Origin of the sequence: Acinetobacter sp. AG1, from assembly GCF_001005525.1 — a bacterium.
GTDB classification, from domain to species: Bacteria; Pseudomonadota; Gammaproteobacteria; order Pseudomonadales; family Moraxellaceae; genus Acinetobacter; species Acinetobacter modestus.
In genome coordinates this window covers 1-23,230 of the sequence record NZ_LBMZ01000121.1, presented here as the reverse complement: position 1 = coordinate 23,230, position 23,230 = coordinate 1, and the positions used below count along the sequence as shown (strand labels likewise).

Annotated in this window: 23 protein-coding genes and 1 riboswitch; of the genes, 16 read left to right on the top strand and 7 right to left on the bottom strand. The window is 40.1% G+C overall.

Annotated features, from left to right (window positions below):
• Nucleotides 1–92: 92 nt before the first annotated feature.
• The 8 genes from AAV96_RS14465 to recJ all read left to right on the top strand — a co-directional run bounded on the left by AAV96_RS14465 (nt 93) and on the right by recJ (nt 8,079).
• On the top strand, nt 93–380 hold the full coding sequence (locus tag AAV96_RS14465; protein ID WP_046739814.1) for a hypothetical protein: 288 nt from the start codon (nt 93–95) through the stop codon (nt 378–380).
• Between the two features lie 34 nt (nt 381–414).
• Nucleotides 415–555: riboswitch (yybP-ykoY riboswitch) on the top strand.
• A gap of 84 nt (nt 556–639) precedes the next feature.
• Nucleotides 640–1,215, top strand: coding sequence for a TMEM165/GDT1 family protein (locus tag AAV96_RS14460; RefSeq protein WP_004659895.1), 576 nt, complete (start codon nt 640–642; stop codon nt 1,213–1,215).
• Nucleotides 1,216–1,372: 157 nt separating this feature from the next.
• Nucleotides 1,373–2,170: an MBL fold metallo-hydrolase gene (locus AAV96_RS14455; protein WP_004659897.1), complete on the top strand. Its 798-nt coding sequence runs from the start codon at nt 1,373–1,375 to the stop codon at nt 2,168–2,170.
• A gap of 104 nt (nt 2,171–2,274) precedes the next feature.
• Nucleotides 2,275–2,640: a YkgJ family cysteine cluster protein gene (locus AAV96_RS14450; protein WP_004659898.1), complete on the top strand. Its 366-nt coding sequence runs from the start codon at nt 2,275–2,277 to the stop codon at nt 2,638–2,640.
• Between the two features lie 141 nt (nt 2,641–2,781).
• Nucleotides 2,782–4,248: an IMP dehydrogenase gene (guaB, locus tag AAV96_RS14445; RefSeq protein ID WP_004659900.1), complete on the top strand. Its 1,467-nt coding sequence runs from the start codon at nt 2,782–2,784 to the stop codon at nt 4,246–4,248.
• Nucleotides 4,249–4,374: 126 nt separating this feature from the next.
• Nucleotides 4,375–5,712 carry a phosphoglucosamine mutase gene (glmM, locus tag AAV96_RS14440; protein ID WP_005219279.1) on the top strand — a complete coding sequence of 446 codons (1,338 nt, stop codon included), beginning with the start codon at nt 4,375–4,377 and terminating at the stop codon, nt 5,710–5,712.
• 12 nt (nt 5,713–5,724) lie between these two features.
• Nucleotides 5,725–6,378, top strand: a complete 654-nt coding sequence (gene pdxH, locus AAV96_RS14435; RefSeq protein ID WP_046739813.1) for a pyridoxamine 5'-phosphate oxidase — start codon at nt 5,725–5,727, stop codon at nt 6,376–6,378.
• Nucleotides 6,379–8,079, top strand: a complete 1,701-nt coding sequence (gene recJ, locus AAV96_RS14430) for a single-stranded-DNA-specific exonuclease RecJ (protein ID WP_046739812.1) — start codon at nt 6,379–6,381, stop codon at nt 8,077–8,079.
• Between the two features lie 43 nt (nt 8,080–8,122).
• Here recJ and AAV96_RS14425 read toward each other — a convergent pair whose 3' ends face one another.
• A complete protein-coding gene (locus AAV96_RS14425) occupies nt 8,123–8,890 on the bottom strand; it encodes a putative porin (RefSeq protein ID WP_046739811.1) in 768 nt (255 codons plus the stop codon).
• 388 nt (nt 8,891–9,278) lie between these two features.
• Here AAV96_RS14425 and prfB point away from each other — a divergent pair.
• The 3 genes from prfB to AAV96_RS14410 all read left to right on the top strand — a co-directional run bounded on the left by prfB (nt 9,279) and on the right by AAV96_RS14410 (nt 11,930).
• A protein-coding gene (prfB, locus tag AAV96_RS14420; RefSeq protein ID WP_152630136.1) for a peptide chain release factor 2 occupies nt 9,279–10,374 on the top strand; the annotation gives its coding sequence in 2 pieces (ribosomal slippage) (nt 9,279–9,350 and nt 9,352–10,374; 1,095 coding nt in all).
• A 162-nt stretch (nt 10,375–10,536) separates the two neighbouring features.
• On the top strand, nt 10,537–10,839 hold the full coding sequence (locus tag AAV96_RS14415) for an ArsR/SmtB family transcription factor (RefSeq protein WP_034601002.1): 303 nt from the start codon (nt 10,537–10,539) through the stop codon (nt 10,837–10,839).
• A 26-nt stretch (nt 10,840–10,865) separates the two neighbouring features.
• Nucleotides 10,866–11,930, top strand: coding sequence for an alkene reductase (locus AAV96_RS14410; protein WP_046739810.1), 1,065 nt, complete (start codon nt 10,866–10,868; stop codon nt 11,928–11,930).
• 52 nt (nt 11,931–11,982) lie between these two features.
• On the opposite strand, the gene AAV96_RS14405 is transcribed toward AAV96_RS14410, so the two are convergent.
• Nucleotides 11,983–12,843, bottom strand: a complete 861-nt coding sequence (locus AAV96_RS14405) for a hypothetical protein (protein ID WP_227505853.1) — start codon at nt 12,841–12,843, stop codon at nt 11,983–11,985.
• A 311-nt stretch (nt 12,844–13,154) separates the two neighbouring features.
• Between AAV96_RS14405 and AAV96_RS14400 the strand changes: the two genes are divergently transcribed.
• Together AAV96_RS14400 and AAV96_RS14395 are read left to right on the top strand one after the other, a co-directional pair.
• Entirely contained in the window at nt 13,155–14,471 is a 1,317-nt protein-coding gene (locus tag AAV96_RS14400; protein WP_046739809.1) for a 3-deoxy-D-manno-octulosonic acid transferase, read from the top strand.
• Nucleotides 14,468–15,181, top strand: coding sequence for a 16S rRNA (uracil(1498)-N(3))-methyltransferase (locus tag AAV96_RS14395; protein ID WP_046739808.1), 714 nt, complete (start codon nt 14,468–14,470; stop codon nt 15,179–15,181). The genes AAV96_RS14400 and AAV96_RS14395 overlap by 4 nt, the downstream gene beginning before the upstream one ends.
• Here AAV96_RS14395 and AAV96_RS14390 read toward each other — a convergent pair.
• Entirely contained in the window at nt 15,170–16,141 is a 972-nt protein-coding gene (locus tag AAV96_RS14390; RefSeq protein ID WP_004659919.1) for a mechanosensitive ion channel family protein, read from the bottom strand. The genes AAV96_RS14395 and AAV96_RS14390 overlap by 12 nt on opposite strands.
• Before the next feature lie 134 nt (nt 16,142–16,275).
• Nucleotides 16,276–16,845 carry a DUF805 domain-containing protein gene (locus AAV96_RS14385; RefSeq protein ID WP_046739807.1) on the bottom strand — a complete coding sequence of 190 codons (570 nt, stop codon included), beginning with the start codon at nt 16,843–16,845 and terminating at the stop codon, nt 16,276–16,278.
• A gap of 282 nt (nt 16,846–17,127) precedes the next feature.
• On the opposite strand from AAV96_RS14385, the gene acs reads away from it, so the two are divergent.
• On the top strand, nt 17,128–19,071 hold the full coding sequence (acs, locus tag AAV96_RS14380) for an acetate--CoA ligase (RefSeq protein WP_046739806.1): 1,944 nt from the start codon (nt 17,128–17,130) through the stop codon (nt 19,069–19,071).
• A 56-nt stretch (nt 19,072–19,127) separates the two neighbouring features.
• Here acs and AAV96_RS14375 read toward each other — a convergent pair whose 3' ends face one another.
• Nucleotides 19,128–19,670 (bottom strand): cysteine hydrolase family protein, encoded by a 543-nt coding sequence (locus AAV96_RS14375; RefSeq protein WP_046739887.1) that lies wholly within the window; start codon nt 19,668–19,670, stop codon nt 19,128–19,130.
• 104 nt (nt 19,671–19,774) lie between these two features.
• Here AAV96_RS14375 and AAV96_RS14370 point away from each other — a divergent pair, with 104 nt between their 5' ends.
• On the top strand, nt 19,775–20,188 hold the full coding sequence (locus tag AAV96_RS14370) for an Lrp/AsnC family transcriptional regulator (RefSeq protein WP_046739805.1): 414 nt from the start codon (nt 19,775–19,777) through the stop codon (nt 20,186–20,188).
• 75 nt (nt 20,189–20,263) lie between these two features.
• Here the strand turns inward: AAV96_RS14370 and sfnG are convergent, their stop codons facing one another.
• Both sfnG and msuE read right to left on the bottom strand, forming a co-directional pair.
• Nucleotides 20,264–21,370 (bottom strand): dimethylsulfone monooxygenase SfnG, encoded by a 1,107-nt coding sequence (gene sfnG, locus AAV96_RS14365; protein ID WP_046739804.1) that lies wholly within the window; start codon nt 21,368–21,370, stop codon nt 20,264–20,266.
• A gap of 27 nt (nt 21,371–21,397) precedes the next feature.
• Nucleotides 21,398–22,138, bottom strand: a complete 741-nt coding sequence (gene msuE / locus AAV96_RS14360; RefSeq protein ID WP_046739803.1) for an FMN reductase — start codon at nt 22,136–22,138, stop codon at nt 21,398–21,400.
• 351 nt (nt 22,139–22,489) lie between these two features.
• Here msuE and AAV96_RS14355 point away from each other — a divergent pair, with 351 nt between their 5' ends.
• Entirely contained in the window at nt 22,490–23,140 is a 651-nt protein-coding gene (locus AAV96_RS14355) for a response regulator transcription factor (RefSeq protein ID WP_004659931.1), read from the top strand.
• Nucleotides 23,141–23,230: the final 90 nt, after the last annotated feature.

Genomic DNA, 23,230 nt, shown 5'->3' with positions numbered 1-23,230 from the left:
TTATAGCATTAAAAAATCGACTTTATTTACGCAAGCTTTTGTCTAAAATTAATATAGTTGAAAGAAATATTTATTTGGAATAAGGATCAAGGATGTTAATCATTTATCGAGTTGTATTACCGATATTACTTATTATTTTTGTATTAATGGGCTTGTGGGTCAATTTTCTACATTTTGCATCAGATTGGGTTATGTACATCGTCATGGGTTTGGAGGTGTTAGCTGCAACAATTGTGGTTAGCATGGAATATCAAGCTCAAAATGTTGGCGGTGCAAGTGGTTGGGGGATTTTTGGTTTTTTTGGTTTGAGTGTGAATTTAGCTTTGTTATTGGGGATTGCCCGTTTGCTAATTTGGGGTTACCAAAAATTTTGGGCATAGTGATTTAAAAAAATTAAAGAGTTTGATAGACTAATAACACTTCATTGGGGAGTAGCCGCTCTTTACGCAAAGTAAAGAGGTGATGGTCAACATAATTGTTCCACAGAACATGGTCATCATAGCAAAGAACCAAGAACAGCTGTTTAGCTGTGCTTTTGTTGGCAAGACCTTTGATTTACCACTCTGCATCAATCTATTTGATTTTGGCTAGCAGGAGGGGTAGGTCATCGGTATATTTTGCTAGCCAGAGCATTCAACTATGTATGAATTCCTCATCTCCACATCAATTGTTGCCCTTGCTGAAATGGGCGATAAAACGCAATTGCTGGCATTATTACTCGCTGCACGTTTCCGTAAACCCGTTCCGATTTTAATTGCAATTTTACTGGCTACCACGATTAATCATGGTATCTCTGCGGTATTAGGTCAATGGATTACGACAGTCCTAAGTCCTGAAATTCTATTATGGATTTTGGCACTTGGTTTTATCGGTATGGCGATTTGGATGCTCATTCCTGATGAATTAGGGGATGAAACTGAAAGTATTAATAAATGGCAAAAATTCGGCGTATTTGGTGCAACTTTTATTCTATTTTTCTTGGCTGAAATTGGTGATAAAACCCAAATTGCTACAGTTGCTTTAGCTGCACGTTTTGACAGTATTTTTTGGGTCATGTGTGGTACAACGCTTGGCATGATGTTAGCGAATGCACCAGCAGTATTTATCGGCGATAAGTTAGCAGATAAGTTACCAATTTCACTTATTCATAAAATTGGTGCTGCTATTTTCTTAGTCGTTGGTGTTTCAACCTTGGTACAGCATTATTTCTTCTAATTAAATTTAAATTGCAAAAAGATCCATTATTTATGCATGGATCTTTTTGCATAAATTATGATAAAAGTACAATATCTGATTGAAACAATAATAAAATCCCATTATTTTATTAAGGAATTAAAATATTTCATATTTAAAGAATTTTTATGGGGTTGATATGAGTTTTGAGCGGACTACATCGCAAATACTATTTGATAATGGTACGCATAAATGCATTAGTTTTACCAGTTTGGTCAAGGGCGAAGGCATTCAAGCCAATCAATTTTTAATTATTGATCACGATCGTGCAGCGGTTCTAGATCCAGGTGGTGATCTGACGTATGTTCCTTTAACAATGGAGCTGAATCGATATACTAAATTGAAAAATTTGGATTATGTGATGGCATCCCATCAAGACCCCGATATTATTACTTCGATGCCGCGTTGGTTAGTTTATACCGATGCGAAAGTAGTGGCGTCTAAATTATGGGCACGTTTTTTACCGCATTTAAACTCAGCATTTATGAGTGATCGAATGAAAGGGAACTGGGAAGACCGCTTAATTGAGCTTGCCGATACGGGACAAGTAATTCCTTTAGGTGAATCAGCAATCGTAGCGATTCCTGCTCACTTTTTGCATTCGGTGGGTAATTTCCAGTTCTACGATCCAACTGCCAAAATTCTATTTTCAGGTGATATGGGCGCATCCATAGTGGAGGATGCAAGTCAGCCTATTACCGATTTTGAAGCGCATATTAAAAAGATGAAAGGCTTTCATCAACGTTATATGTGTTCCAACAAAGTCATTCGTTTGTGGGTCAATATGGTTCGTCAAATGGATATTGATATGATCGTGCCGCAACACGGGACTGCATTTGTCGGTAAAGAGATGATCAATCAATTTTTAGATTGGATTGAGCAACTAGAATGTGGCGTAGACTTAATGAATGAATATGTGTTTAGTTGTCCTACCTAAATGAATTCATAATATTTTTTCTATAAATCTATTGTGTTCATCAACAACTTTTCTTAGGATTCAAGTTACAAAAAATTAATTTGATAACGAGAATTTTAAGAAAAATGTTGTCTCAAGTTGCAAGCTCAGATGCATGCGTGAGTTGTGGTGCATGCTGTGCAAATTATCGTGTTTCTTTTTATTGGGCTGAAGCAGAACGGATGCCTGCAAACATGGTTGAACCGCTCACAGCCGTTTATTCTTGTATGAAAGGTACCAACCAAGCTCAAGTCAAATGCATCGCATTACAAGGAGAAGTAGGACAGCAAGTCAGTTGTTCGATCTACGCCATTCGAAGCTCAACGTGTAAAGAGGTTCAGATTGCCGATGATCATTGTAATAAAGCACGACTTGCGCACAATCTCATTCCACTGATTAATATTGAACAACAAGATTCAGAAAATAATGAGAATTATGATCAAGTTTGTTAACTGTATCGATGTTGCTTAAATGACATAAGGCGTCGTAGTGAACCGTTTCTACGCGCTTATCAAATTATTTTCATCATAGAAAATGAAAATCACATCGAAATTTGTTTATAATAGCTCACGGAAATTACCAGTGAGATTGTTATGCTGACCATCGTTCAAGAAGCGTTAACCTTCGATGATGTCTTATTACTTCCTGCCTACTCAACTGTTCTCCCAAAAGATGTCTCCTTAAAGACACGTTTAACTCGCGGAATTCAACTTAATATCCCTCTCGTTTCTGCTGCAATGGATACGGTGACTGAGTCTCGTATGGCGATTGCAATGGCGCAAAATGGTGGTATTGGTATTTTGCATAAAAACATGGATATCGCTGCACAAGCTGCGGAAGTACGCCGTGTAAAAAAATTCGAAGCTGGAATGGTGAAAGACCCAATCACAGTAACGCCTGAAACGACAGTACGTGAACTTATTGCAATTACCCAAGCCAATAATATTAGCGGTGTGCCTGTTGTAAAAGATGGCAAAGTTGTGGGTATTGTCACAGGTCGTGATACTCGTTTTGAAACCAATCTTGAACAACCAGTAAGCAACATCATGACAGGTCAAGACCGTTTAGTGACTGTTCGTGAAGGTGAGTCGAAAGAAAATATTCAAGCATTGCTACAAAAGCATCGTATTGAAAAAGTTCTAGTTGTTGGTGAACACAATGAACTTAAAGGTTTAATTACAGTCACTGACTTCCGTAAAGCGGAAAGCTATCCAAGCAGCTGTAAAGATGACCTTGGTCGTTTACGTGTTGGTGCCGCAGTTGGTACAGGTGTAGAAACACCAAGCCGCGTGGAAGCATTAGTCGATGCTGGTGTAGATGTGATTGTCGTAGATACGGCACATGGTCACTCAGCGGGTGTGATCGAACGTGTACGTTGGGTAAAAACAAATTATCCACAAGTTCAAGTGATTGGTGGAAACATTGCAACAGGTGATGCAGCTTTAGCATTGTTAGATGCAGGTGCAGATGCCGTTAAAGTGGGTATTGGTCCTGGTTCGATCTGTACGACACGTATTGTGGCAGGTATTGGTATGCCACAAATTTCGGCAATTGATAGCGTTGCCAATGCACTAAAAGATCAAATTCCATTGATCGCAGATGGCGGTATTCGTTTCTCTGGCGATATGGCGAAAGCGATTGGCGCAGGTGCGAGCACGATTATGGTTGGTTCACTCCTTGCTGGTACTGAAGAAGCGCCAGGTGAAGTTGAATTTTTCCAAGGTCGTTACTATAAAGCGTATCGTGGTATGGGTTCATTGGGCGCGATGGCAGGGGCAACAGGTTCTGCTGACCGTTATTTCCAAGACTCTAAAGCAGGTGCTGAAAAGTTGGTCCCAGAAGGCATCGAAGGTCGTGTTCCATATAAAGGTCCAATGGGGAATATCATCCATCAAATGATGGGTGGTTTACGTTCTTCTATGGGCTATACAGGTTCATCTGTGATTGAAGATCTTCGTCAAAATGCAAAATTTGTGAAAATTACTTCGGCAGGCATGTCTGAATCACATGTTCATGATGTGACGATTACTAAAGAAGCACCAAACTATCGTGTAGGTTGATCTTTAGTAATTTTGGCAATAAAAAAACCGTCAGTCCACTGACGGTTTTTTTGTTTTGGTGTAAAGTAAAACAGATGAAAAATGATATGACGATACGTCATATAAAGATAAGAAAGCGAGTAAAGAATGAGCTATTTTGGAACTGATGGAATTCGTGGCAAATTTGGACAAATGCCGATTACCCCTGAATTTGCATTAAAATTAGGATTTGCAGCAGGAAAAGTATTAAAAAGAAATAGTCCCAAAAACAAACCAATTGTGGTTATGGGTAAAGATACGCGTTTATCAGGTTATATTCTAGAAGCAGCTCTCCAAGCAGGTTTAAACGCAGCAGGTGTGTATGTGCATTTGTTGGGGCCATTACCAACGCCTGCAATAGCGCATTTAACACGTGCTTTGCATGCACATGCAGGTATTGTGATTTCAGCATCACATAACCCTTATTTTGACAATGGGATTAAATTTTTCTCAGGTGAAGGTAAAAAACTCCCAGATGCCTTACAAAATGAGATCAATCAAGAATTAGAAAAAGATTTAGTGATTGATGATACGGCTAACCTAGGTAAAAGTGTTCGTGTAAAAGATGCAAATGGCCGATATATCGAATTCTGTAAATCAACGTTTCCATACCATTTTGATCTTAGTAATCTAAAAATTGTAGTGGATTGTGCTAATGGCGCAGCATATAGCGTTGGTCCTTCAGTTTTTAGAGAGCTAGGTGCAAAAGTAATCCCGCTTTTTAATGAACCAGATGGTTTAAATATCAATGAAAATTGTGGATCAACCCATCCTGAATTTCTACAAAAGGCTGTAGTTGATCACCAAGCCGATTTAGGTATTGCGTTTGATGGTGATGCAGATCGTGTCGTGATGGTAGATAAAAATGGTCAACTGGTAGATGGTGATCATATTCTGTATATCCTTGCTACTCAGGCTAAAAATAAACCAGCAGGTATTGTTGGAACAGTCATGAGTAATATGGCACTTGAGTTAGCATTACAGAAAGCGGATGTCGGTTTTGTACGCGCAAAAGTCGGTGACCGCTATGTATTACAGGCATTAGAAGAAAATGGTTGGGTCACAGGTGGTGAGCCTTCAGGTCATATTTTAACGTTGGATAAGAGCACAACTGGTGATGCGATTATTGCCGCTCTACAAGTGTTGACGGTGATGGTCGAGCAAGCGAAAGCATTACATGAATTAGTTGCAGACTTTGAATTATTTCCACAGGTGTTAATCAATGTTCGTTTACAGCATATGATTGATCCATATGCTGTTCCCGCTCTTGTTGCTGAATTTGAAAAAGCTGAACAACAATTAACTGGGCGTGGACGTATTTTGATTCGTAAATCAGGTACTGAACCTGTGATTCGAGTTATGGTAGAAGGAGATCAACAGCAGGAAGTGGATGCCATCGCAAATCATTTAGCCGATGCAGTCAGAGCTCATGCTCAAGCTGCTTAAAGGAGAGTAATAATGAATGATGTCATTAAAGACCTGAGTGAACTTCGTTTAAGTTATGAACAAGGTGAGTTACACGAATCCCAGATTAGTGTAAATCCCCATGAGCAATTCTTGAATTGGTTCAATCATGCACTCACTGCTCAATTACATGAACCGTATGCGATGTATTTAGCGACAGCAAATGCTCAAGGTCGGCCACACGTGCGAACTGTTTTGTTACGTGGTGCGACAGAAGCTGGTTATGATTTTTACACCAATTATGATAGTCAGAAAGGATTAGACCTTGCGGAAAATCCTTATGCTGAACTTTTATTTTACTGGCCGAGTTTAGAACGTCAGGTACGTATTGGTGGTCAGGTTTCCAAGATTCCAGAACAGGAATCCACGGATTATTACCATAAGCGTCCACGTGATAGTCAGATTGCAGCACATATTAGTACGCCACAAAGTGGTGTCATTGAAAGCCGTGAGTTATTACAACAGCGTTTTCAAAACTTACAAAACCAAGTGCACGAAGCTGAGTTGGATAAACCCGAATTTTGGGGGGGGTATCGCTTAGATGCAGATTATTATGAATTCTGGCAAGGACGACCAAATCGTTTACATGATCGTTTAAGTTATGAAAAACAAAATGGACTTTGGATTATTCAACGCTTGATGCCATAAATGACCATGATTCAAATTCAACAAAGACCATTTTTGACACGCCCTGAACAATTTCAGGGCGTGCCTACGTTTATTGCAGAAATATTGGCGAGACGTGGAGTGCAATCGGAACAAGAGCTTGAGCTAAAACTCAAGCATTTATTGCCACCTGATCTCAAAGGATTAGATCAAGCCGTTGAATTAATTGATCAAGCCATTGATCAAGAAAAACAGATCGTAATTGTTGGTGACTATGATGCGGATGGTGCGACCAGTACTGCATTGATGATCTTAGTTCTTAAAGAAATGGGGGCGAACGTTGAATATTTAGTGCCTGATCGCTTTAAGTATGGTTATGGCTTAACCCCTAAAATTGCTGAGTTGGCAAAGCAAAGCCATCAGCCAGATATTTTGATTACCGTGGACAATGGTATATCGAGCCATGCAGGGGTGGAGACTGCTCAAGCTTTAGGGATGCAGGTCATCATTACCGATCATCATTTGACGACGAAACCTACGCCAAATGCTGAAGCAGTGGTCAATCCGAATCAACTGGGTTGCATTTTTCCAAGTAAAGCACTGGCAGGTGTTGGCGTTGCTTTTTATGTACTAGCAAAATTAGCCAGTTACCGCTCTCAGCAGGGAAAAAGTACCAGTAAAGTCACTCAGTATTTAGATTTGGTTGCGTTGGGAACTTATGCTGATGTTGCATCGCTTGATTATAATAACCGTATTCTAGTGGATGCTGGCTTAAACCGAATTCAGCAATATCAATGTCGTGCAGGAATTTTAGCATTATTGGATATTGCAAAGCGAGACGCCGCAAGTTTACGCGCTCAAGATTTAGGTTTCGTGATCGGCCCTCGAATTAATGCGGCTGGTCGTATGGAGAGCATGCGAATTGGCATTGAGTGTTTATTGGCTCCAGATCTAGAAACAGCCTATCCAATTGCACAGCAGCTCAATCAACTGAATGTCGAACGTCGTCAAGTTGAAGCTGAGATGAAACAGCAAGCGATGAGTGCATTACAGCATGTACAGCTACAAGCAGATTCTTTACCTGCCGCATTGGTGATGTTTGATGAACAGTGGCATCAAGGGGTAATTGGGATTGTAGCTGGGCGTCTAAAAGAACAGTTTCACCGACCAAGTTTAGTATTTGCTCCTGATGAAGATGGAATACATATTAAAGGCTCTGCGCGTTCGATTGAAGGTATTCATATTCGCGATACTATTGAGCAAGTCGCAGAACAATACCCACATTTAGTTAGCCATTTTGGTGGTCATGCCGCAGCAGCAGGTTTGACCTTAAGAAAAGAAAATTTTGATGAATTTAAAACAGTTTTTATTCAATCAATTGCTGAAATGGACGAAAACTTATTCCTAGCGACTCTATGGACAGATGGTGAGTTAACTGATGCTACTTTACATCTTGAAACGCTAGACTGGATTGATCGGCTAGGTCCTTGGGGACAAAAATTTCCAATTCCTCAATTTGAGGGAAGATTTAAAGTGATGGATTATCGCTGGCTTAAAGATCAGCATTTAAAACTGAAAGTATCTTTAGGACAGCAAATTATCGATGCAATCGCTTTTAATGCCATGGACCGTTTTAAATTTAATCCAATGCTTGGTTATGTTGATCTAGTTTATACATTGGAACGTAATGTTTTTAATGGGAATACGAGTCTGCAATTGCAAATATCACATCTCGCACAATAAAAAATCCGCTCAGTAGAGCGGATTTTTTATCTAGCATAATTGCTTAGAAGCGATATGCACCACGAATACCATAGGTATTATAGTCATCACCAAAACCAACACGACCTTCTAAGCTCACTTGTTGATTCAGGAATTTCTTCGCAGAGATACCCCATTCATCACGATTTGTTAGGTCGTTATTGTAATAGTCTGCACCAACACTCAGTGTTTTATCTAGATAGTAATCACCTTTAACACGGTATTCATCTAGGTCACCAAATGCGCCATACGCTTCTAAGTTGACATCTTTTCCACCAACTTGAGTGACATATTTAGCACGAACAGTTGGATCAGCACCGTCTTTACCATTTTTCTCGTCGTAGCCTTTCACACCTAATGCAAGTAATAAGCCTGGAGCAGGTAAGTAACCAACTTCTGCGCCGTAGGTTGTTACTTTTTGATCGATGGCAGTATTGTCTACTTCAAGCTCAGTACGACCGACATTACCACTTAAATAGAAATCACTATTCGGTACGAAATATTCAACACCTGCGCCATATTTTGTATCTTTTACGCCACTATTGTCGGCATAGTTAACATTGGCTTTCACGTTGCTAGCACGGTTTAAGAACGCCGCTTCTGCAAGTGGTGCATTACGTGTTTGGACTGGATTGAAATAATAAGTACCATCTACGCCAAAACTATGAGTGTTATCATAATGATCCGGATCTGTATAAGTATATGAACCACCGACTTCAGCTTGATAAGCATGAGCAGTGCCTGTTACTGCAATTGCAGATAAAAGTGCTGATGCTATTGCTAATTTTTTCATGGTTATGCCCCTGTTGAGATAATGAACCAAATGAATATTAATTACACGTTTTGTTACAACTTTTAGTCTAGAGAAAATTATTTAATCGTCAATCTTAAGAAAGTAACTGTACGGTACAAACGTAGATAAAATGTAAATTTTAATTAATATATAATTGATTTTAAATAAAAAAAATTAGTGTTTTGATTTATTAAAACTTAGGATAGATTGTGTTGATTCGTATTTTTAGTGTAATCAAAGCCAGTTTTAAACATGAAATTATATAAGCAAAATATATTTCCATGTATCTGATGAACTGCTGAATTTAGTTAAAAAGACATGGCTGTGTCGTACAAACCAGTTATGTTAAAATATTAAATTGAGTGAAAAATATTGTGAGAAAATACGCGTGGAAATTAATCCGTACTTAGTCCAATTGAAAGATTTATCTGATCGTAGCCAAACACTACGGGGGTATCTTTGACTACGATCTAAAGGCTGAGCGTTTAGAAGAAGTTTTAAGAGAACTAGAAGACCCAACGATTTGGAATGATCAGAGTCGTGCGCAAGCCATTGCGAAAGAAAAGGGCAGTTTAGAAAATACTTTAGGTGTATTTGATCGTCTTGCAGAGCAGCTAGATGATGCTAAAGCGATGCTTGATTTGGCTGTAGAAGCCGATGATGAAACTTTACTGGAAGATGTTCAGGCTGAACTTGATAGTGCTGAACAGGCTTTAGGTAATTTAGAATTCCGCCGCATGTTTAGTAATCCAATGGATCCAAATCCATGTTTCCTTGAAATCCAATCAGGTTCTGGTGGTACGGAAGCACAAGACTGGGCATCGATGTTACTGCGGATGTATCTGCGTTGGATCGAACGTCATGGCTTTAAAGCTGAATTGATGGAAGTGTCTGATGGTGATGTGGCAGGCATTAAATCAGCAACCATCCGTGTCGATGGCGAGTTTGCTTATGGCTGGTTACGTACCGAAAGTGGCGTACACCGTTTAGTACGTAAGTCACCATTTGACAGCAATAATAACCGTCATACCTCATTCTCTGCGGTATTTATCTCACCTGAGATTGATGACAATATCGAAATTGATATTAATCCGTCGGATGTCCGTACCGATACTTATCGTGCTTCGGGTGCGGGCGGTCAGCACATTAACAAAACTGATTCGGCAGTTCGTCTCACTCACGCACCAACGGGTATCGTGGTGGCATGTCAGAACCAACGTTCACAGCATGCGAACCGTGATCATGCATGGAAGCAATTACGTGCCAAACTCTATGAGTTAGAGATGAGCAAACGTAATGAAGCAGCTCAAGCATTGGAAGACTCGAAGTCAGATATTGGTTGGGGAAGTCAGATTCGTTCTTATGTCTTAGATGATTCGCGTATTAAAGATTTGCGTACTGGTATTGAAAACTCAAATACTAAAGCAGTCTTAGATGGTGATTTAGATCGGTTTATTGAAGCAAGTTTGAAACAAGGTCTATAAGTTTGAATTAACTTAAAACGGCAATCTCGTTCAGCATTTGATAGTTAATCGAAAAAATATGATATTAATATCGATAAATTCAGATATTAATATTTATAAAAATCGATATACTAGTTTCAGATGCTGAACAAAGCTTTGCCTGTTGAGAAACGTGGTGAGTCTATGGATATTGATGTTATAAGCAAGGCCTTAGCCAATCCATTACGTCGACAGATTTTGCAATGGCTGAAAGAGCCTGAGCAATTTTTACCGGTGCAGGAATGTGGTGGCAGTTTTGAACGAGGCGTATGTGCAGGTCATATTGAACGTCTAGGCAAAGTTGCACAATCAACCATGTCAAATCATTTGTCTGTGTTACAGCAGGCAGGTTTGATTCAAGTTGAGAAATATGGGCAGTGGTCCTATTTCACCAGAAACGAAGCTTTGATTCAGCAATACATCGAACATTTAAAACAAACACTTTAAGTGAATAAGTGTAAGTTGAGGCGATCATGGCTGGACTAAATTCTGCGTTACAAGTGGGTGATTTTACGATTAAAAACCGTTTGGTTTTAGCACCTTTGACGAGAGCTCGTAGTGGTGTTGAGCGTGTTCCAAACGATTTAATGGTGGAATACTATCAACAACGTGCCAATGCGGGCTTAATTATTACTGAAGCGACGGTGATTAGTCCGAAAGCTGTTGGCTATGCCAATACGCCAGGCTTATGGTCACAAGAACAAGCTCAAGCGTGGAACAAAATTGTTGAAGCAGTGCATGCGCAAGGTTCAAAGATTGTGGTTCAGCTATGGCACGTCGGTCGTATTTCACATCCTGACTTATTGGATGGTGATATTCCGGTTGCACCAAGTGCGATTCAACCTGCGGGTGAAGTGAGTTTACTGCGTCCAAAACGTCCTTTCGTTACACCTCGTGCTTTATCGCATGAAGAAATCCAAGAAATCGTCGCACAATATAAACATGCGGCTGAGTTAGCGAAAGCAGCAGGTTTTGATGGTGTTGAGTTGCATGCAGCCAATGGTTATTTGATTGACCAATTCTTGCAAAGTACGACCAATCATCGTGATGATGAATACGGTGGTTCGATTGAAAATCGCGCACGTTTATTATTACAAGTGGTCGATGCATTTATAGAAGTTTGGGGCGCTGGTCGTGTGGGTGTCCACCTTGCACCACGTGCAGATTCACATGATATGGGCGATGCAGATCCATTAGCGACTTTTGGTTATGTAGTTGGGCAGTTAGACCAACGTAATATTGGTTTTATCTTTACCCGTGAATATGCAGCGGAAGATAGTTTACAGCCGCAACTCCGCCCTAAATTTAAAGGGGTGTGGATTGCTAACGAGAAATTAACACCAGCTTCAGCAAAACAAATTTTAGAAACTGAGCAAGCAGATGCCGTGGCTTTTGGATTAGCTTATATTGCCAATCCAGATCTATTAGAACGTTTGGAACATGATTTGCCTTTAAATCAGGTTCAATTCGATACTTTATATGGCGCTGGTGCAGCGGGTTATACCGATTATCCTGCCTTTGAACAGTTAGAAGCTTAAGCAAAGCAAAAACCTCCTAGCAGGTTGAATCTGCGAGGAGGTTTTTGACAATTTAAGTTTGGGGTGTTTGTATAGCGCGTTCACTTCTATTTTTGTAGAAATCCAGAATCACATTGGAAAAATCATGCACCATCAATTGTGCAATCTGATTGGCATAAAAATTGACTTCGGTGCTAATTCGATAATCAATTTTTAGTGTGAGTTTAGTTTGCTGATCATTGATTGGTGTCAATTCAAACGCGGTATATCGCAGATCAAAATATTTCCCTCCAATGCTGACATGATCATCTAGCGCGCCTTGAGGAATGGAGGTTGGGGAGAAACGATAGGTCCAACTGAGATATTGATTAGTTTTGGATTGTTGAATAATTTCCTCAAAATGAATATTTTTTTGCCAAGTTGAATATCGGATCAATCCTTCACTCGTCGGTTTAGTCAGTCCAGAAACAGGATAAGGCACACCAATGCTGTATAACACGCTCGGTTTAAATTCATGTGGTTGAATATTGTCGGCATGATTGAGCTGTTGCCAAATGACCTTGGCAGGAGCATTGATCAGAATACTTTGATCAACATGATCATAATGCAGTTGGGTTTTCTCGGGGATAGGCAGCAGAATAAACGGCAATAATACGAGGCTATAAATGCCCTTATTGGGTTTCCAAATTTTGTAACACAGCCCTTTCATGAGTAAAGCGCCAGTCAGCATACCGCCCAATAAAATCGGGGTCATAATTACAACGCAAATTGCACCTTCATGTAGTACAACAATCGAGAACAATAAGAGCAAAACGAGGAAAATAATAATCACTTTAAAACTTTGTATAAATGAAACAGCCTTTCGGTAATTCTGGATATATACAATGAGTGCGCCAATAATAAAGGGAACCACAAGTAAAAAACTGGCTTTCATTAATGAGCCTAAGTGACTGGCTAGAAGAGCCCATAAACAGCAGAGTAACGCTAGAATTAAAAAGGGGGAGAATAATTTTAAATGGATGACGGGGTAGATATTCTTGTGTTGTTTCATCAGAAGGTTGCTTTATTTGTTTGAACCAATCAGGTTGCATCATTTTTCTCAAAATGGATTATTCTTTGTTCTAAGATATCATTTTTGTTTATAAAGAAATATTTAATCAAAGTGCAACATACAATAATCAATTGTCAATGCATATGAAACTTCCGCATAATGAGCTGAAATCAAATTCTAAATTATGGTCTAGGATGGCGCAGCAAAACGCAGTACAGCAAACACCATTTTGGTATAACTTTTTACTGATATGTCTCAAGCCTTTATACCGTTGGAAAATTAAACAACGGGCTGAAAGTGATGCGCTATTTCAGCAAGAGTGCCTAGAGCGTTTTGGACCGTTTCAACCCCCTAAAAATTTAAATACGATTTGGTTTCATGTAGTATCGGTTGGAGAAACTAACGCTGCTCAACCTTTGATTGAGCATTATTTAAAACAAGGTCAGGCTGTTCTAGTCACCAACACCACAAAAACAGGGCAGGCCAGAGCCAAGAGTTTATTTTCCGAAAAATATCCTGCACTTTTTCAGGCAGTCTATTTGCCTGTTGATCAAAAACCGTTACTCAAGCAATTTTTTGATTTGTATCAGCCGAAGTTACTCGCTTTAGTTGAAACTGAGATTTGGCCAAACTTAATTGCCCAAGCGAAACAGCAACAAATCCCATGTATCTTATTGAATGCTCGACTTTCAGAAAAATCAGCGAAAGGTTATGGCAAAGTTCGTCGTTTAACACAGCCGATGTTGCAGCAACTCACATGGTTATTGGCTCAAGACATCGCGACACAACAGCGTTATGTTGATTTAGGGCTAGATCAAGTCAAGAGTCAGGTTGTTGGTAATATTAAATTTGATATTACAGCACCGCAATCTTATGCAGAAAAAGCTGAACAGTTAAAACAAGATTGGCAATTGCTAGATCGTCAGGTGATTACCTTAGCTAGCACCCATTCACCTGAAGAAGAAAATTTATTAAGACAGTTACAACCACATTTAAATTCAAATCCCAATTTGCTCTGTATTGTGGTACCGCGTCATCCAGAGCGCTTTGATGATGTGTATAAAATTTGCCAGAGTTTAAATTTAAATACGCAACGCCGTAGTCTTAAACAGCCAATTCAAACCGATACACAGGTTTTTCTTGCTGATAGTATGGGTGAAATGTGGTTATGGTATGCACTCAGTCAAGCTTGTTTTGTTGGTGGTTCATTGAATGAGCCGGGTGGTGGACATAATATTCTAGAGCCGATGGTGCTTGATGTACCAACGGTGATTGGTCCACGCTATTTTAATTTCCAAAGTATCGTGGATGAGTTTGTAGCTGAACACGGAATTTTGATTGGAAAAGATGCAGTGCAAGTAGCACAGCAACTTTTGAGTTGTTTAGATGACCCAATACAGACTCAGCAATTGATTGAACAGGCTGAATTAGTTCTGCAACGAAATAAAGGCTCACTCCAAAAGCACATTCAATTGATTGACCATTATTTAGAACACAAAGCTTTGTTATGAATATTGTTTTACTTGAACCGAATCAAATCACGACAACGGATGATGTCTGGCAGATTGAAAATCCACGTCAATTACAACATTTACGACAGCATATTCAGTTAAATTGTGGAGATACTTTAAAAGTCGGCGTGCGTAACGGTCAACGCTATCTTACGGAAGTAGTATCTGTTTCTGAGCAACATATTCGCATAAGACCGATTCAGGTTGAAGCAATCCCAGCAAAGTTACCTGTGCATCTGATTCTGGCCTTGCCACGTCCTAAAGTATTACGTCGCATCATTATGGATGCTGTGACCTTGGGCGTGGAACGGATCAGTTTGATTCATAGTTATCGCGTGGATAAAAGCTATTGGCAAAGCCCATTCTTACAGCAGCTCGATGATTATGTGACTTTAGGTTTAGAGCAGGCAGGAGACACGATTGCACCTGAAATTCAATTGTATAAACGCTTTAAACCTTTTGTTGAAGATGTTTTGCCTACATTTATTTCAGATGAAAAACCTGCTTATGTGGCACACCCTTATGCAGAACAGCAGATGCCACATGCGATTCAGCATTCATGTTGCCTGCTCGTTGGTCCAGAAGGGGGATTTATTCCATATGAGGTCGATCTGCTCATAAAAAACGGCTGCCAAGCGATGAGCTTAGGCAACCGAATTTTACGAACTGAAACGGCAGTATCATATATTTTAGGGCGATTATTTATCTGAGTTCTCTGTATTATCAGATTGATCACCACGATACACTTTGACTTCTTGTACTGGGTAAGGAATCGAAATTCCTTTCTCATCGAAGGCTGTTACAACAAGTTCTTGAATTTCACTAATTGATGCAGATGTGGTGGTTTCTGTGGTATTCACCCACCAACGGACGGTTAAATTAATTGAAAAATCTGCAAGTGCGGTGACATTGACCGAGAAACCGGGTTGGCTCAGTACGTTGAGATTACGGTCTAAAATATCCATAATGATTTTTTTTGCTTTCTGCATATCATCTTCATAACCAATACCAACGACAAACTCACAACGACGACGTTGATAGGCATTATTCACGATAACTGCACTGGTATACACCGTGGCATTTGGAATCACGATGCGACGACCATCTGGTGAACGTAAGAAAGTCGCGCGGATTTGAATATCTTCAACATTTCCTTCCAAACCATTCACAACAATATCATCGCCAATACGGAAAGGTTCACTGAGTAAAATTAAGATACCTGATAGCAAGTTTTGGAAAATATCTTTGAAAGCAAAGCCGATCGCAACAGAACCGATTCCCAATGCTCCTATTAACTGGCTTGGGGTGAAACCCGGAATAGCGATGACCAATGCAATTAAAAAACCAAAGAATAGAATAAAAGTGCTTCCGACACGGTTGAGAACTAATACCAAGTTTTGTCGTGTGTAGCTACGGTTTTCCAAAGTTTTGCGAATAAAGAATTTAAATAACTTAGTCAGTAGCCAAAAAATGACAAATACTGTGATCGCAATACAGATATAGGGTACACGCTCCCAAAAGCTATCCATAATTTTATCGATGGTGGTATAGGCATCATGATATTTTTCAGTATGTGCCAATACCGTTTGCGTGGTTTTTGCACCTGCTTGATGAATCAATTCACCAGTATCTTTAGCGACCTCAGTTAATGTCGTTTGCTCATTTGCCACGGGAAAATCTCTATTTCGCAACGTAAGGAATTTATTAGGGGAGCCATCATAATGAATTTATGCTGATCATGCATGATAAATTCCGTAACGGTTTTATTTATTGAGTAGTTCAAATTTGGCTGTTCGATAAAGTATTAAAAATACTCAGTTGTATTTTGTAAGATTTGCGTTGGTGTATCCCAAAAGTCAGTGCTAGCAAAATAATAGCTAAAGATAAACATGCCAAATAACATCATTAAACTTAATATAATCATGATCCATGCAAATAGTTTTTCCCATGTGGTGGATGGGCGGACATCGCCATAATCATTGCGATGAGGTGTGCCTGCTGCAAATAAGACGTAAAGTGTAAAAAAGAATTGAATGATTGGCACAAGTAATAATAGACATAGCCACCCTGTTTTATTCAGATCATGTAAACGTCGGATTAAAAAAACGATCTGAAAATAAAAGCCAGCAAACCATAGTGCAATCAGCGCAATTCCTCCGATTCCTGAAAATGCAGATAAGATTGGTTCATGAATCTGTACGTTATTTACACTTAGACTCGCCGAAATTGTGGCAATAAGAATGAAAAGAACCGTCCAACTGATACTCAGTAAACCATACCAACCTAGATAGCTTAAGCGATTAAAACGTCCTTTAGCAGATAAAGGGTGATCGTATTGAGGCTGAATTGGGGCAGATAGCGTTTGATCGAACATGATGAATTCCTATTTTTTGATTATTAAATCTTTTAAGGTCTTAGCAATGATCAAAATAATCACTTATTTTAAAAGTAAAAAGCATAGACAAGCAGTTCAAATTTAAATTATTTTGAGTAAATTTTTGAAAACAATTTGGTCGCTAAAGCATAACATTCTTACGACCAAAGCCGCATTGTTTGCTCTTGTAAATGGTGACCATACTGCAAGAGAAAACAAAACATACCCGAAAAATAGATGTGTATATCTAAGGTATGAAATAAAAAACAAAGGAAGTGAGCTATGAAAGAAATCTACCCAGTGCCTGATAAATTCAAAGAAATGGCAAGAATCTCGGAAGCAGACTATTTCAAACGTTATCAGGATTCAATTGAGCAACCCGAAGTATTTTGGGCGCAGGAAGCAAAGAATATTGATTGGATCAAACCATTCACACAGGTTAAAAATACAAGTTTTAACGCAGATAATTTCAAAATTGAGTGGTTCGCCGATGGTGAACTGAATGTTTCAGCCAACTGTTTAGATCGTCATCTCAAAGATAATCCTTTAAAGCCCGCGATTATCTGGGAAGGTGATCATCCTTCACGTCATAAAATCATTTCATTTTCTGAACTACACGATGAAGTCTGTCGTTTTGCCAATGTGCTAAAGAAACAAGGTATTCGCAAGGGTGATCGTGTGGTGCTATATATGCCAATGGTGCCTGAGGCAGCGATTGCCATGTTGGCCTGTGCACGAATTGGTGCTGTGCATTGTGTGGTATTTGGTGGGTTCTCACCAGATTCATTGGCTAGCCGTATCGAAGATAGTCAAGCAAAATTAGTGATTACCGCTGACGCAGGAATGCGCGGCGGCAAGCTCATTCCACTGAAAGAAAATGTAGATGCCGCATTAGAAATTGATGGAACCAGTAGTGTCGAAAATGTGATTGTGGTGCATCGTACAGGGAATCCGATTCAGTTTAATGCTGAGCGTGATGTTTGGTATCACCTTGCGATTATGGAAGTAGATGAACACTGTCCACCAGAACCGATGAAAGCAGAAGATCCACTCTTCATTCTGTATACATCAGGTTCTACTGGTAAACCAAAAGGTGTTTTACATACCACAGGTGGTTATCTGGTCTATGTCAACACCACCTTTAGAGAAGTCTTTGATCTCAAAGAAGATGATGTGTATTGGTGTACTGCAGATGTAGGCTGGATTACGGGACATAGTTATTTACTTTATGGTCCGTTGAGTAATGCCACTACTACGGTCATGTTCGAGGGAATTCCACAATATCCAACTTGGGCACGTATTGGTCATGTGATTGATAAACATAACATCACGATTTTATATACTGCACCAACTGCAATTCGCGCCATGATGCGTGAAGGCGATGCCTACGTGCGTGAAAGTGATCGGAGTAGTTTGCGTTTGCTGGGTTCAGTCGGTGAACCAATTAACCCTGAAGCATGGAATTGGTATCACGAGGTCGTTGGTGAAGGTCGTTGTCCAATTGTTGATACTTGGTGGCAAACTGAAACAGGTGGCATTTTAATTTCACCATTGCCGGGTGCAACTGCACTCAAACCGGGTTCAGCAACACGTCCATTCTTTGGAGTACAACCTGCGTTAGTCGATGGCGAAGGAAATGAATTGGACGGAGCAACCGAAGGTAATTTGGTCATTAAAGACTCATGGCCGGGTCAAATGAGAACGATTTGGGGCGATCCAGAACGCTTTATTGAAGCTTATTTCTCAACTTTTAAAGGCTATTATTTTACTGGTGATGGTGCACGCCGTGATACCGATGGCTATTACTGGATCACTGGGCGTGTTGATGATGTACTGAACGTTTCAGGTCATCGTTTAGGGACAGCCGAGATTGAAAGTGCTTTGGTCGCACATGAAGCAGTGGCTGAGGCGGCAGTTGTTGGTATGCCACATGATATTAAGGGGCAGGGCATTTGTACTTTTGTCACTTTACAAGCTGATGTCGCGGAATCTGAAGAGCTGCGTAAAGAGTTGGTAAATTGGGTACGTAAAGTACTTGGGCCTGTGGCAACCCCAGATGCACTGCATTGGGCACCCGCTTTGCCGAAAACTCGTTCTGGTAAAATCATGCGCCGTATCCTAAGAAAGATCGCGGCAAATGAGTTGGATAGCTTAGGCGATACTTCAACACTGGCTGAGCCGGCTGTAGTTGAACATCTGATTGCCACGGTTTATCCAAACCGATAAATCTAATTCAAATGTGAAAAGAGCGTTCGGTGGAACGCTCTTTTTTTCTGCATGATTTAATTGTGTGCTAAAAAATCAGCAGTGTTTTGTACCGTGGCAAAGAAACCGAGTGCAGATAAGAATGCAGTTTGTACATCGGCTGCTTTGGCGATCTTAGCATCATGTTCAAGATCACGGGTTGCAGTCGCGTCGGCGATCACAATCGGTTGGTAGCCAAGTTCTTTGGCTGCACGTGTCCCTGAATCAATACATACATGGGTCATCATGCCCGTAATCACTAACTGCTCAACTTGATGCTGCTGTAACAAGGCTTGAAGATTGGTTTCCAGAAAGCTATTGGGAAAATGTTTTTCAACAATCAGTGAGCGATCTGTGACTTTAAGTTGTGGATGTAATTCAACACCCACTGTATTTTCCTGAAAGAAACTGGCAGAGGCAGGGTTTATGTGTTGAATGTAAATAATGGGTAAATTGTTTTGAATAAAATGATCTTCTAGTAGATTGGTTTGTGCTAGAGCAAGGTCTGGATTGACCAATTCCATTTTGCCATTTTTAAAATAATCGTTTTGGACATCAATAATCAGTAAGGCTTGTTTCATCATTTTCTCTTCCAGCGTTAAGATAAAACAAGAGTAGGGGTAAACCGAGAAATCGGCTATATTCAGATGAAAGCATTGTTGCTGGTTTTCTTTCGTAATGAAAAATGAATATTGAACTTGATCCGATTGATCTGAAAATTATTGAATTGCTAAAACAAGATTCGCGTTTAAGCCATAAAGAAATAGGACAGCGAGTGCACCGTACTGGGCAAGCTGTTGTAGCGCGGATTGCTCAATTGATGGATGCAGGCATCATCAAAAATTACACCGTTGCGATCAACTACGAACATAAGCAGTTTATTCAATTGTTTATGAATGATCAGCAAGCTTTTATCGAGGTTGAATTACTGGTTAAACAATACGAGCAGGTGGATGAATGTTTTAAAATTCTCGGGAATGCTTGTTATATGATTGTCAGCCATTTTAATCCATCACAATTAAATGAGTTTATTGAGCAACTGTCGCAGTGGTGCCGATATTCGGTTGAAACGGTCATGCGGGAAATTGAGATTGCTTAAATTAAAAATCCCCAAGCCGAGCCTTGGGGAGAAATATTCAATCGCTTTTATTTTTCTTCTTATCTAATGCAAAGCTTATGCTGATTTTGCCTCTAATTGAATTTCCTGTTGTTGTTCAAGCTGACGGACCAATGGTAGAACTTTTTCTCCAAAATATTCAACCTCTTCAATGAAATGCAGAAAGCCTGAAAGAACAAGATCTACCCCCACATTTTTTAAAGCAAGAATGCGTTCCGCAATTTGCTGCGGTGTGCCAATCAGATTGGTTTTAAAACCGTCGTTATATTGAACCAGATCGTCAAAGGTCGATTTTGCCCAATTTCCCTCACGCTCGGGCGCTGCTGCGCCTGCTTCACGGGTCGCATCACCAAAGGCATTCACGGCTTCGACATTGGCTTGTGCAATGATGTCATTCAGGACTGCTTTGGCTTCTTCCTCAGTATCACGCGCGATGATAAAGGCATTAACGCCTATTTTGACGTCTCGGTTGGCTAGCTTGGCCTTGCCGCGAACATCATCGACCTGTTTTTTAATTTCTTCGACACTGTTGCCATTGGTAAAATACCAGTCCGATACTCGTGCCGCCATATCACGTGCGGCACGTGAACTACCACCCTGAAACACCTCAATATAAGGTTTTTGCAAAGGTTTCGGTTTTAGCGTGTAATTCTGGAATTGATAATATTTGCCGTCAAAGCTGTAATTGTCAGTTGTCCAGATACCTTTGAGAGTACGAATAAACTCTTCGGAACGAACATAACGTTCATCATGCTCAGGCCAAGGTTCGCCAATGGCATCAAATTCGCCACGGAACCAGCCACTGACCACATTAATCGCAATACGCCCTTGGGTGAGGTAGTCAATGGTTGCCAGCTGTTTGGCCGCGAGTACAGGCTTCCAAGGGCCGGGCAGAATAGCGGCAATCACCCGCAGTTTTTCAGTTTTTGCCAATAGGGCATGACTAAAACTCACTGATTCATGTTGGTTGTCTGCGCCATAGCCCGCGGTAAAACGGATTTGGGTGAGGGCATATTCAAAGCCACTGCGTTCGGCTGCTTGTGCTAAGCGCACATTATAGTCGTAGCTCCAGTCGGTACGTTGTTCAATGTTGCTTACAACGAGACCGCCACTCACATTGGGAACCCAGTAGGCAAATTTAATTGCGGATGCTGTTATTGTCATCGTTGTATCCTCCATAACAGATATGGTTTATGCGACGTGGGTTAAATTCTTGGCTGACTTCGGGTGTAAGCGAGATTCAGCTGCATCCAGATTCGGTACTGCCGCAGATGGCAATACTTCTGCTTGTTCGATTTGTTTATTGATGCCGAGATTCTGATTCGCTTGCTCAGTTTTGGCTTTGATGGCAGCAGCACGCTGACCTTTGGCAGGAGCCCATTCCAAAATCGGTAAAGCACGTGCTACAGCTAAGGTGACGCGATCAGACAATTGCTCGCTTTTAACCGTATATTCAGGCGTGAAATCACGATCGGTGGCATAGACGCCAATGGGTAAAGTTTGTGCTTGGAAGAAGCTAAATAGTGGGCGTAATTGATGTTCGAGAACCAAAGCATGGCGATCACTGCCACCTGAGGCTGCCAGTAAAACGGGTACATCAACCAAAGCTGTTTGCTCAACAAAGTCGAAGAAATGTTTAAATAAACCTGTAAATGAAGCACGATAAACAGGTGTTCCAACAATTAAAGCATCTGCGGCTTCAACAGCAGCCAAATCATCTTGTACGCGTTGTGGCAGCTGATTGCGATAAATTGCCCCATCCAGTAAAGGCCCAATTTCACTCAGCTTGACGAAATGTACTTTAATATTAATCGCCTCTGAAAGTTCATCAAGAATCGCCTGAACTAAACTTTCTGTTTTTGATGGGCTGTTTAAACCACCAGATACTGCAACAATATTAAGGGGAGTAGAGAGAGTATTGTGATTGGACATAATAGCGGCCTAAAAGATCATTTCGAATTGCTATTTATTTATCTACACCGCATGCCAAGTTGTAAAATAAGGAAATGCTGCAAGCTTATCTGTTTTGTATATATACCTATAGAGGATTCAGTAGAAAAAATTAAATGAATTTAATACTCTGTTTCTATTGGTTATTTCTGTATAGTAGTTATTGATTAGTCTATGTTGTGTGAGTTATATCAATATTTGTATTGTTTTGCATTTATGACGAAATAAACAACTTTTGATGTCTAACCAACAGTTCATTTAAAAAATAGGCTAAGATAGATTAAATTTGAATAAACACCGTACAGTGACGTACTCGCAGACAGCTCAGCGCTTATGAATATTTTAATTGTAGACGACCACCCTTTATTTAGACATGCTTTAATTCAAGCGGTTCGATATAGTCTTCCTCAAGCACAGATTCAGGAAACTGCGGATGTCGATGAATTCTATGAGCGCTTAGAGCATGGTGCAGAACCTGATCTCGTATTACTTGATCTGAATTTACCCGGCGCATCTGGTTTTTCTGCCTTAGTATACGTACGAGCACAATACCCAGCGATTCCAATCATTGTTGTATCAGCACATGAAGAAGTCTCGATTATCCAACGTGCAATTGCACATGGTGCAATGGGGTATATCCCGAAATCATCACACCCAAGTCATATTGGCGAAGCAATTAAACATGTATTAGAGGGTGAAATTTGGCTACCGCCGAATTTACCCATGCATCATGGTTTCGATCCAAGAGCTGCGGATGAAACCGCGTTGGCAGAACGTTTGCAATCACTTACACCACAACAGTTCCGTGTATTGATGATGGTGGCAGAAGGTCTGCTTAATAAACAAATTGCTTATGAGTTAGATGTATCAGAAGCCACAATCAAAGCGCATGTCACGGCTATTTTCCGTAAGCTAGGTGTACAAAATCGCACGCAAGCTGTTTTAGCAATTAGTGCATTAAATATTGAAGATAAAAAGATGTAAGATATTCAAATGAGACAGCCAATCTCTCATTTAATTGAATATCATAAAAATAAAAAAACCAGTTCTTATGAACTGGTTTTTTTATTTTTA